The sequence below is a fragment of the Planctomycetaceae bacterium genome, from assembly GCA_041398825.1.
Lineage (GTDB): Bacteria > Planctomycetota > Planctomycetia > Planctomycetales > Planctomycetaceae > F1-80-MAGs062.
On sequence record JAWKTX010000012.1, the window covers coordinates 242,644 to 253,977 of the forward strand.

The following is an 11,334-nucleotide window of genomic DNA, read 5'->3' on the forward strand; positions in this document are numbered from 1 at the left end:
GAGTTGCAGTAAACCGGCAAATGTTCGGTCCACAACTCCGCTGCATCACGTTATTGTGTCACCGCATGCAGGATCCACGCTTCGATTTGTGGTGCGAAGTCGGCAGAACCAAAACAGGATAGGGCTCGGCAGACACGAAACTAACGCAAACCAGTATGGTATCATCAAAACGGTAACATTGATGCGATAGGCAGGCGGGGTCTCATCCATGAATGAAGCATAAACGCAACTGAATTCACCGCTTTCGTCGCCGTATTGTTGAATGACGATTCGGCTGAAAGTGGCCGCTGACCATCCGAAATCTGACTGAATAAGAATCGGAAATCCGTGAGATGCTGGTGTTGTCAGAGACGCTGTCATCCATCCGGCTCCCGCGTTCGAAACGATGCTGGCCTCGCATCGCTGCGAATGATGTCTCGCTGTCTGCATGGCCCCTTCGTCGAAGTGCGGGCTGGCTGGGGCATGTGACTGTTGCGCAAACGGAGGCGGAGCTGACTGCGATCCGTCGTAGTGTGAATCGTGATTCGCCATTTGGCGATGACACCTGGCCAGACGGAGCAACTGAAAAGCTGGGTCTGGACATCACGACTCGTCCTCACGGACCACCCGGACTCAATGAATACGGTGTCCAACACCTTTCGTGTTCTCCCGTACTTAACGAGTCAGTTTTCAAGGTTGTCATTCCAACCCCTGCATGACCAATAATGTTGACGACATTTTCTGTCTACGAAATGCAGCGGATAGAACACGTCATATAACAGATCGTCCATTTGCGAATCCGAGTGGTACACCGGGCACGCAAAAAAGCCGAGGCTGCCTGGGAAGTGCACCCGCTTCATGAACACTCCATACGCAGCCAGGTATCCTGCGACACAACACAACATCGCAATTTGGCAGCCGTATTGCCGGTAGAGCGGATAATTGCACTCCGGTTCAGACTTCACATGATTTCTCCGAGGGTTCACTTGAACAAGGAATGCGATGGCGCGGACAACGTCATCGTTGAGACAAATTGATGAGAACCAATGACTATGGATGGACGACACTTGTCAATTGTATCCAGGCATATCCGCAATCAGCTTAACGACTTCATGCTGGAGTCAACCGGGATTCTCAACGCCACTCGCCTTTCGTTGACTGACACCGGCAGTCAGCGGCTCGCGACATTACGCGGACTACACCGCCGGATTTTGTCGCAAATCCGCTGCATTGCTTAGTTCGCCAATTCTGCGTTAAGGCTTGGAACAACGGCATGGTAGAGAACGGCTACGGCATTCATGCTTACTGCTGCCAGCAGAGATCCGAGCACGGCGTGCAGGGTCACGTATCCGAGCCCTCGCCAGCCGCGACTCCAAATCACGTAGATGGGAACCAGCAGCCACGCGGCCAGGAAAAGCCATTGTTGCGACAAGAGGGGAACACTGCGGCCACGTGCGCGAGCGTCGGCGATCATCCACCAACTGGCCACGTCGTACAGGGCGAGGGGCAGCATCATGTCCAGAAGCAACGGAACCGTGGGCCACGCGCTGCGAACACCACCCAACGCAGAGAGCAAATAGTACGCGAGCAGAAACCATCGGGTGTGGCGGAACCCGGAAACTGCTGGCGCTTCCGATGCCGACGCTCCAACCACAGCTTCGTTGCTCATTTCGCTTTACCCGGAATAACGAATTGCGATCTATGCGACAGCAGGATGCTGGCGCATAGATCGAACGTTGAACGTTGCCGCTTCGCGAGTGATTGCGGCTCGGTTGTTGGCTTGCGGAATTCATCACGGTAAGGAATCCGCTGCTGAGCAGTTTACTGATGGGGTAAGGCGTTGTCACCCTGGGATTGGCGATTTGATGGTGGTTCGGTTCCGGCGGATTTGATCAGCGAAACAACGGCACAACGAATGGGAATTGAGCGACATCCGCGACATCACGGTTTTCCACACAGGTCGTTTTTGAAGATAGGGGGCATTGAAATTGATAACTACACTTTTAAGTTGTCGGGAGCGGAGCATCATGCGATACATGGTGGTGGCGACTGAATCCTCGGGCGTGATGCGTGAGATGACGAGTGGAACCAGCAAGTAATGGATCGACCTGACATTGCCGAGGAAATTGAAGGACGCCACCTTACTCCAAACGAATTGCTCGATATTCCTGACGACCAACTCGACCAGGCAAAGACCCCCAACAACCCAGAGTATGCAATGACGAGTCTGCCAAATCGAATTGATCCATACAGCACACTGAAGGACCTCGGCTACGTTACCTTCCTCGATTATTCGAAGCATCGTCCGAGCAGTACCTTTCAGGACCTTGCAAAAGAGCTCGGAGGCGATTCGGTCGCCGCAGCTGATGTCTTCCGTCTCATGCGTGACGAAGTGGCTACCAACCATGATTTTCACCACCTACTTGCGTCGAGCCTTTTTCGGAAGATTAAATCGTTGGTAAAGAATGGCTGGAAGAAAGATGGACGGATCGTTTTTGCGTTCACGAACGCGTGTTCAGGCTGGGCTGCATTGTTCGAACCACGTTACAAAGAAAGCTGTCTGGTAGCGATCAAGCAACTTAGATCCGTTGAAAACCCTGAAGAGTGGATTCCAGACGGAATTGACGACTCGGACATCGTTGCGGCAATCGCGGCGGCAAAGTTTGATTTTCCCTAAACCCTCTTCCCGGTTTTTCGACGGTCCGTTAAGTTAAGGTTAGAACGCCAGTTCGCACTCGACCACGGCTGGAAGGCAATGCTCGAACACTTTATCGCGACCAAAGTGCCAACGATGGTCAACGTCAGTCGGCCACGTTTTGTGGAAATTCTAAGTCTCCAGGGTACCCCGTCGGTGGATCCGTGATGGCAGTCTGTCTATTTCTTCCGACGCGACAGAGATCGACGATGTCTTTTCGCCTGGTGATATTCCTGCCCAGATTCTGGCAGACACCTCCTCCAGGTCGCGACGCATGGCAGCAAATTTTGCTATCGCTCCGCGAGGAGTGCGAAAAAGGCGAATACAATCGCGACCGCAACAGCAACCATTATGGCCGCGACAATTAGCAGAGTGAGCATAGTCGCTGTCGCACCGCGCGCGACCAACTCCGCGGAGCCGCCAGCTTGGATGGAAATGCGTCTCCCGACGAACAGGGACATCAATGACAAGGCGAGTAATGCGACGTTCTGTCGAACGCCAGGGATCCATTGCAGCAGCACAGCTGATGCCCCAACGACACCGAAGAATGTCAGCAGCATGCCTATCGTTCGGCCGGAAGGTCGCGTTGGGGATTTCATCAGCACTCGTAATTAGTCAAAGCATGCTGCATAACGAATTGCGGTCTATGCGATGGCAGGATGCTGGCGTAGAGATCGTGCGTTGAACTTTGCCGCTTTGCGAGTGCTTACGGCTCGGTTGTTGGCCTGCGGGATTCATCACGTTGATGGATCCGCTACGGAACAGTCTACCGATGGGGCAACGGCTTGTCACCCTGGGATTGATGATTTGATGCAGGTCGGATTCCGGTGGATTTTTGCATTGATTTGGATGCGACTGTTGTTCGAGCAACGATTGCGGCGGCATCCTCGAAGTAATCAGGTTTTCACGATCGACGATGTCAAGGTTGCCAAGCTCAATCTTGATCACACCACACATGCCGGACATTCGGACGCTTCCGCCTTTCGGAAACCGTCGCCATCTCAATTCATCGACCAGGTTCAGATCTATCTGGCTGTCCTGCACGACCCCAATCTGACATAACTGTAAATCGCTGACGAACAAACGATACTTGTGATAGAGCAACAGCAGCCAAAGTCCCAGGCATGTGAATCCAGACCAGAACAGGCCAAAAACCAGTGCGCCCAGTTCTGGACGAGCAAACGATCCGTCAATGTTGAAATAGGCGGCCAGAGTCGAGAATACGCCGATGACCGCAAAGAAGACGATGCAGACGAGCCCTACGTTTCGGAAGTTTGGACGCATCCGGTAGCAGTGTGTCCACGCATGTTCCATTTTGGCTTCGTAGTCGTCCCGTGTCACCGGGGCGGGAATTGATGATGATTGTGAAATGACACTTTCCACCGCCATTCCCCAGCATGCGATGCCTACTTCTCGTTCTTTTCAGACAGCATTGAGTTACTGTCTCGAACTATTTCTGCAAGACAAGTAGGTTCTGACTTCGGCCGCAACACCATTAGCATCGCGATTAAGGACAGAATGCATGCCGCGATCGAATGAAATTTTACGTAAATATGAGGCCATGTTGCAGACAACAGCATCAATGTAATAAGCAGATTCCAAAGAAGGCTCAACACCCAGAACCAGGGCCGATTGACTCGCGAGTAGCCACCCGCAATTGCGATCCACCCGATCCACACAATGTAACCCGGCCAAAAGACAGGTGTGATCCACGCGATTGGCGCGAACACGAGACCGCTTACGGCAAGTACCAAGGCGATGATTCGTGCTGGCGTCCAAGGTCGGTTGGCGGGGGCGACGCTGGCAATCGGCGCGGCAGTGGCTGCGCAGGGGTTGGATTCGGTAGATTCGAGTTTTTCCAAACGTACACCTGGTGGGTTAACGAATTGCGATCTCTGCGATGGCAGGATGCAGGCGTAGAGATCGTGCGTTGAACTTTGCCGCTTTGCGAGTGCTTGCAGCTCGGTTGTTGGCTAGTGGGATCCATCACAGTAATGGATCCGCTGCGGAGCAGTTTACTGATGGGGCAAGGGGTTGTCACCCTGGGAATGGCGATTTGATGGTCGTTCGATTCCGGCGGATTTTGGCATTGATTCGGATGCGACTGTTGTTCGAGCAACGGTTGCGGCGGCATTCTCGAAGTGGGGCAGCGGCGAAGAGATCGGTTTCTGTTTCGAAGCGATCTGAACATCAACTGGTGCTGTCAGAGACGCTGTCATTCATCCGGCTCCCGCGATCGAAACGATGCTGGCCTCGCATTGCTGCGAAGGATGTCTCACTGTCTGCATGGCCCGTTCGTCGAAGTGCGGGCTGGCTGGAGCCTTTGAATATTGCGCAAACGGAGGCGGGGCTGACTGTGATTCGTTGTAGAGTGAATCGCCGTGCGCTATCCGGCGATGACACCTGGCCAGACCGAGCAACTGCAAGACGCGTCCTAATCAAAACGGTGCCTGACACCTTTTGTGTCTTCCTGACACCTTTTGTGTCTTCCTGACACCTTTTGTGTCTTTGACACCTTTTGTGTCTTTTGTGTCCAGCATCCTGCAACGGTGCGTTGCCTAATGCTACTGCCACTCGCCATTTCTTGTGACCCGAACAAATGCATGACCGTCATACCGAAAGAGACCATTCGCGCCGCCGAGCCAAAGCTGTCCGCTGTTGTCTTCCAGGATGGTGAACGCGAGCGACGTGATGCCGTCCTGCTCTTTCACTTTGATGAATGTGTTGCCGTCATGTCGGTACAAAGGAGAGTTCTTAGCGGAGAACCAAACGTTCCCGGCTCGACCTTCGTGAATGCACCAAATCTCCTTGCCTTCAACGACTCCCTGCTCAGTGAAGTTTGTGAAGTCCTTTCCATCAAACCGACTGATTCCCCCGTGAATCGTCCCGAACCAGATGTTTCCCGACTTGTCTTCGAGAATACTGCCAACGGCGTTGTTCGGCAGGCCGTCGCGCTCGGAGATGTTTGTGAGTGTCTTTCCGTCGTAGACGTACGCTCCTCCGTTGGTGCCGAACCACACTTGCCCTTTGTGGTCCACCGTGATGCAATGCACGATCTTGCCGCTCGTCACGCCTCGGGTTGGATCGGGCTGGGCTTCTGGAATTGCGAAGGGGGAAAACGTCTTTCCGTCGAATCGGCAGACGCCCTCGATGGAGCCGATCCATATCGCGCCGCTCGCGTCAACGGCCATGCTCCAGACATCGCGGCCGATCAGGCCGTGCTGTTCGCCGTAGCTCGTAAATGACTTGCCGTCAATCCGAGTGATGCCGCCCGTTGTTCCACACCATATGTTGCCGGCTTTGTCTTCGACGATCTTCTTGATCGTGACACCGCGTCCCAGATCGTCTTTGATGTCGTAGCTGGTCAGCGTGCTTCCGTCGTTGCGGAACAGGTCGCATTCGCCGCCTATCCAAAGAACTCCTTTTGAATCTTGAAAAACACTTCGGACGACACCACTAATTTCAGCATTCGGGTCCACGTCGACTACAAGTGTCCGCTCCAGCGGTAACATAATGGTTGAAGAAGATGTTTTGGAGCCATGGGTTGATTGTGGCGTGACGGCACTTTCTGATAAAGCCGCGTTTTTCGTAACGGGACCGCCTGAAGGAATGGATTGTTTGTTGCAACCCACGAATAAAGAATTCAGACAAACAATTAAAATGGACACTGGTTTTAGCATTGGTTGCAATCTCACGGTGATGACCGAGTTGTACGAGCATGGAAATGCTACGAAATCCAAAGCGAATCGGTTCAAACGCAGGTCGACTGTTGGACCAGCGCAACTCCGGAGCAACGCAACCCAGAGACGTGATTAGCTAAGCTTCGTTGAAAAGAGGAATAACGCGTTAACCGGGTTGCCGCCAGTCAACTTGCCATGTCTGAAACCGTCTTTGGCAACTCCGGTTCACCGGTACGCCCAACATGGGCGTGGACTTGCGGGGTGAAAGTCCCTGTACGAAAACGGGACTCATTGAGGAGGCAGTATGCCAAATGTTTCTTTGTGAGTGAAGTACGAGGCGAGGGCAACTGCGGTGAGGTGACGATCCGTGGGGAGGAAGCCTGCGAAGGTGTGCGGCCTCGTTGCTCTTCTTTGGGGCCGGGTTTGACAATCGCCACCTTGGAGTGCGGAGACTTGTCGCCGCTTTGGATTCTTCTGACAAACGATCTTCGAAAGGGGGGGCTATTCCGGAAGCATTTACGACAACACGCGAGGCACCCAATCTTCGTTGAATCTGGCGATCGGCAGAAGCGAAGGTCCCTGGGCGTGTCACGGAACTGACAGGAATTCTGGCCGAGGTCTGCCGCGTAAATGATCAGAATTCCGAGCGATTCAGAGTTTTGACCAATTGTGCGATCCGTCAATTTTAACCTGCCGCTCGCGGAAACTCGAAGTGGTGAATCAAAGCCAAAGCTGCGACAAGTCGCCGCACTCCAAACGACAACCTGGCGCTGCCCAGTTAGCGATCCCCGGCGTCAGAAATCCTCACCGCGTCAAGCAGATCACACGTCGCAACCGCGGCGTGTCGATGTCTCATCCCTTCACGAGTCGCTACTTTCAGGGCTGGGTGGCTTACTTTCGTTTTCGCGCCGATCAAAACGTACTTCGCGGACCTCGACAAGTGGATCCGCCGTCGCATCGGGCTTGCTACTGGAAGCACTGGCGAAGCTTCCGCACGAGGATCGCGAACCTGCGTCAACTCGGCGTGAAAGAAGACGAAGCGTGACCCATGGTTGCAGTCGCAAAGGTCCGTGGGCGCTGTCGTCCAGCAAAGCCAGCACGAAGCACTGTCGCTGGACTATCTCGCTCACGAGGGATTAGCCAGCCTGTTCACAATCTGGCAGACACTCACTGCGAAAGATCTGAACCGCCCGGTGCGGACCCGCATGCCGGGTGGCGTGGGGGGCCTAGCCGCAAGGCTGACCCCTATCCCGATTTTTTGTTATTTGGCTTTTCGCTGGGTTGTGATAGTTGGGCTTCGAGTGGCTTTGCAGTAACGGAATCACGCCGCCGCAGTCGCGCGAACGTGCCACCCGCCACAATAGGTGCGAGGACCAGTGTAGTGAGAAATAGACTAGCTCGATCAACAATGTGCGGGGACAACAAGATTGCCAATTGAACTATTCCACCAAGGACGCCGGCGCAGCTGTAATCGGCCAATGACGGGGACGCCAGAGTGAACTCAGGGTTCAGAAGTGTTGGTAGCAGAAACAAGACAACGGTAATGGGTACCACTAACATGCTGATCTGTAGACTGAGCTCAAAGACGCTCCATGGTGTGGGGAATTTTCGATCGTACGAGGCAAAGTGGTACGCCCAAACATAATCGCCAATGACGGATAGAATCGCAGAGGCGATGAAGAACATGAACCCAATCTGTTGGCGAAATGTACCAAGTGTCATTGTTGGCGGTTCAGGAATGATGTGAGCACAGCAGGAGTCTTTGCTAAATAACGACGCCAATCACCTGGCAGCGACAAGAGATTGTCCATTTGAAAACGCCCGACTTCGCCGCTTGGGTGCATTGGCTAGTTATTTGGCTGGCTCAGTGTTGCGAAAACGCATGTGTAATCTCACCGCGTCAGCAACATGCTGGTATTACATCTGCTCGAGTCTTTGTGCAAGCTTCTCAACAAACACCCTTAGGTCTGCGACTGGCACCATGGCCTTAAACCCACTTTGGTCATGGAAATTGAATCCTTGGACTTCGCCCCGTTCAGGATAGGGGCGGAATCGAAAATGTGCGACCGCATTTCGAAGCCGCCAAACCAACCCACGAAGCGTTTGTGGGTTGTCGTCTTCACCGCGTGATGTTCCGACGCTGAGAATTGCGTCGGGAGAAATGCCCCACCGGCCAGTTCGCTCATCGGCTGGTTCGGGATGGATTTTATGCAGCTCTCTTTTGGGACAATTAGCAGCCCGAGGAGACAATTCAGGAGAAGTGTTGCATCGTGAGGACCCTCATAGTCCTGAACGAGCGAAGGCTGCGCTGCATGAATGCTCTCTCGAAATCAGAGTTGAAGCTCATGAGTGTGTGCTACTTACCAAATAACGAATTGCGATCTATGCGACGGTAGGATGCTGGCGTAGAGGTCGTGCGTTGAACTTTGCCGCTTTGCGAGTGCTTGCGGCTCGGTTGTTGGCTTGCGGGATTCATCACGATAATGGATCCGCTACGGAGTAGTTTACCGATGGGGCAAGGGGTTGTCACCCTGGCATTGGCGATTTGACGGTGGTTCAGTTCCGGCGGATTTTGGGATTGATTCGGATGGACTGTTGTTCGAGCAACGAATGGGGCGGCATCTTCGGAGTGGCGAAGAGATCGATGTCTGTTTCGAAGCGATCTGAACATCAACTGGACTCCGCCAAGGCTGACTCGTACGCCAGACAACGGTCGGGCGCTGTCTGGTCTGCGATCATCCAATGCAGTTCGAATGCTTCACATGCATACGACCACCGCCGCTGGAATTCCGTGGTCGTTCTTTGATCTCGCGATCACTCGTTCTGAAATTGTTCAGAACTGAGTCCGCTGCTCCTCCGCGTCACTCGGAAAAGCTGGTCCCAAAGCAACAAAATTCCGGCCGCCAAGCGACTCAAATCGACTCCTGTCTCACAACTGCATCATTGCTGCAACAAAAAAGCCCGAACATCGCTCCGGGCTCCTTGAACAAAAGATTAGAACTCGGCTTCGCGAGTTTCTAATCCACTAGGGTTCTGCCGCGGTTTCTGAGCCTGCTGATAAGAGCAATCGTAGGGCGTTGACTTGTGTTCCTCCCTTATTGACATGCTCGTGAATTCTACAGTGTTGGTATTGGGGGCTCCATTGCGGGTGGCGGGTGGCAACACTTTTTTCCGCCAAGCAAAAATCGAAGTTGCGAACACAAACATCAACGCAACGATCCAACCGATGCCAAGTATTCGAAAGTCCTCTGCTGCGTCAACGACGTCGGGATCTTCATACGCTTCGGCCTCGAACGGCACAAAGCAGTTTCACGGCTGGAAGAACAGGGTGAATAACGCGATGAGGACAGCGCCGTCATTGCAAGTTTTCGCGCGCCCAGTAAAGCGGCGAGAAACGAAATGAAGCCGATGATGAGCATACCGCCCCCATCAACATCATGGCCAGCATCCAAGCTGCTTCGGCGATACCGGAGGCTGCGATCACGGTAAATTCCATGGGTCACGACAGAGTAAGTGAGCGACAGAACGAATCGCGATCTATTAGCCGACGTATAGATCGAGCGTTGAACTTTGCCGCTTTGCGAGTGATTGTGGCTCGGTTGTTTGCTTGCGGGATTCATCACGATAAGGAATCCGCTGCGGAGAAGTTTACCGATGGGGCGACGGGTTATCACCCTGGGATTGGCGATTTGATAGTGGTTCGGTTCCGGCGGATTTGGGCTTTGATTCGGATGTGACTGGTGTTCGTGCAACGATTGCGGCGGCATCCTCGAAGTGGCGGAGCGGCGAAGAGATCGGTCTCTGTTTCGACGCGATCTGGCGATGAAACCCGGGCAGACCGAGCAACTGCAAAACGCGTCCCAATAAAACGGGTCCTGACACCTTTTATGTCCCTGACACCTTTTATGTCCCCCGCAGGTTGAGCTATGTTTTCATTTGGAATCGGCTGTCGACCGCAGCAATTCTACCGACGATGTCAGTGGCTCCGGACGAGCATGACCGGGATGGGCGTTCGCGTGTCAAAGAGACGTCACCGGCCATCAGCCGACTCTCAGCAAGAGCGCGATTCAAACCGCGCAACATCACGAACCTACACGAGTACTACCGTTGCCAAATAACAACAAAGATCAGCCGGTTGCCGCGACTGATTCTCCATTGTGTGCGCAGCCCATCGGCAATCCGGCTGCATCTGTTTGTTATGCGAAACTAGAGCCAGCACAAGCTCCAAACGGTGCTGTCGATGAGGTAGGAGGCCCACTGTTCTAATGTATCAACCTCAGATGAAGAATTGATAGTACACTGTGCGTATGACCTGATATCGGCCGCCAAGCGGCATGCCGACTCCCACTCCGTTGGGCGTGATTTTGGAATTACTTCGATGATTCGGGGCACTATCGCAATGATGTCCGCCCCATATCGTTCGTGTAACCAGGTAAGAAAAGCCGTATGGACCTGTGGCGGAATGACTCCGTCGTCTGTAGCAAAGAATGTGTATGCGGGGATTTCACAGGGCTTGGGTGTGGGACAAAAGAGGACACTGACGCAGGATGGGATAGTAAGAGCCTTTGTGTCGGGATCCCAAGTGCGAATGGACAGAGGAGAGAATTGTGCTGCCATTCTTTCTTCTGGTGGCAGGGGTGAATGATCCGATGGGGTGAAGGTCCATGCAGGGAACCTGAGAATGCCCTCTGCCCAATCGTACATCACTTTTGCCAGGCCATTCTGCCCGAGGGACTCGTAGTGCTTTGCCTCGGCCAGCTTGAGGTCCGACTGAAGTTGCCGATCTCGTGTATGATTAAGCCATTTGTCAAATGGAAGTTCGTTCGCAGCGGCGATCGACTCGTCGGCAGATCGAAACAACAGCCTGGCATTGAAATCCGCAGGCACCGAAGCTGACGCCTGAGTGGCGTAATCTGCAAATTGGTTGATTGCATGATTGACGCCGCAGATTGATTCACCGACTAGAATGGGTGTCCAACC

11 protein-coding genes are annotated in these 11,334 nt (G+C 53.5%); 3 read left to right on the forward strand and 8 right to left on the reverse strand.

Annotated features, from left to right (window positions below; genetic code table 11):
- Positions 1 to 45 precede the first annotated feature (45 nt).
- Positions 46 to 531 (reverse strand): hypothetical protein, encoded by a 486-nt coding sequence (locus R3C20_20825; GenBank protein ID MEZ6042954.1) that lies wholly within the window; start codon positions 529 to 531, stop codon positions 46 to 48.
- Positions 532 to 1,213: 682 nt separating this feature from the next.
- On the reverse strand, positions 1,214 to 1,648 hold the full coding sequence (locus R3C20_20830; GenBank protein ID MEZ6042955.1) for a hypothetical protein: 435 nt from the start codon (positions 1,646 to 1,648) through the stop codon (positions 1,214 to 1,216).
- A 429-nt stretch (positions 1,649 to 2,077) separates the two neighbouring features.
- On the opposite strand from R3C20_20830, the gene R3C20_20835 reads away from it, so the two are divergent.
- The gene (locus R3C20_20835) at positions 2,078 to 2,656 is read left to right on the forward strand and encodes a hypothetical protein (protein ID MEZ6042956.1); all 579 of its coding nucleotides are present in this window, start codon (positions 2,078 to 2,080) and stop codon (positions 2,654 to 2,656) included.
- Positions 2,657 to 2,964: 308 nt separating this feature from the next.
- Here R3C20_20835 and R3C20_20840 read toward each other — a convergent pair whose 3' ends face one another.
- Entirely contained in the window at positions 2,965 to 3,273 is a 309-nt protein-coding gene (locus R3C20_20840; GenBank protein MEZ6042957.1) for a hypothetical protein, read from the reverse strand.
- A gap of 16 nt (positions 3,274 to 3,289) precedes the next feature.
- Positions 3,290 to 4,063 carry a hypothetical protein gene (locus R3C20_20845; GenBank protein ID MEZ6042958.1) on the reverse strand — a complete coding sequence of 258 codons (774 nt, stop codon included), beginning with the start codon at positions 4,061 to 4,063 and terminating at the stop codon, positions 3,290 to 3,292.
- 645 nt (positions 4,064 to 4,708) lie between these two features.
- On the opposite strand from R3C20_20845, the gene R3C20_20850 reads away from it, so the two are divergent.
- The gene (locus tag R3C20_20850) at positions 4,709 to 4,861 is read left to right on the forward strand and encodes a hypothetical protein (GenBank protein ID MEZ6042959.1); all 153 of its coding nucleotides are present in this window, start codon (positions 4,709 to 4,711) and stop codon (positions 4,859 to 4,861) included.
- A gap of 377 nt (positions 4,862 to 5,238) precedes the next feature.
- On the opposite strand, the gene R3C20_20855 is transcribed toward R3C20_20850, so the two are convergent.
- Positions 5,239 to 6,342, reverse strand: coding sequence for a two-component regulator propeller domain-containing protein (locus tag R3C20_20855; GenBank protein ID MEZ6042960.1), 1,104 nt, complete (start codon positions 6,340 to 6,342; stop codon positions 5,239 to 5,241).
- Positions 6,343 to 7,201: 859 nt separating this feature from the next.
- On the opposite strand from R3C20_20855, the gene R3C20_20860 reads away from it, so the two are divergent.
- A complete protein-coding gene (locus R3C20_20860; protein ID MEZ6042961.1) occupies positions 7,202 to 7,399 on the forward strand; it encodes a hypothetical protein in 198 nt (65 codons plus the stop codon).
- A 200-nt stretch (positions 7,400 to 7,599) separates the two neighbouring features.
- Here R3C20_20860 and R3C20_20865 read toward each other — a convergent pair whose 3' ends face one another.
- The 3 genes from R3C20_20865 to R3C20_20875 form a co-directional block, all read right to left on the reverse strand.
- Entirely contained in the window at positions 7,600 to 8,076 is a 477-nt protein-coding gene (locus R3C20_20865; protein ID MEZ6042962.1) for a hypothetical protein, read from the reverse strand.
- A gap of 1,633 nt (positions 8,077 to 9,709) precedes the next feature.
- Entirely contained in the window at positions 9,710 to 9,850 is a 141-nt protein-coding gene (locus tag R3C20_20870; protein ID MEZ6042963.1) for a hypothetical protein, read from the reverse strand.
- A gap of 710 nt (positions 9,851 to 10,560) precedes the next feature.
- Positions 10,561 to 11,334, reverse strand: a 774-nt coding sequence (locus R3C20_20875) for a DUF4253 domain-containing protein (protein MEZ6042964.1), incomplete at its 5' end; no start/stop codon positions are given.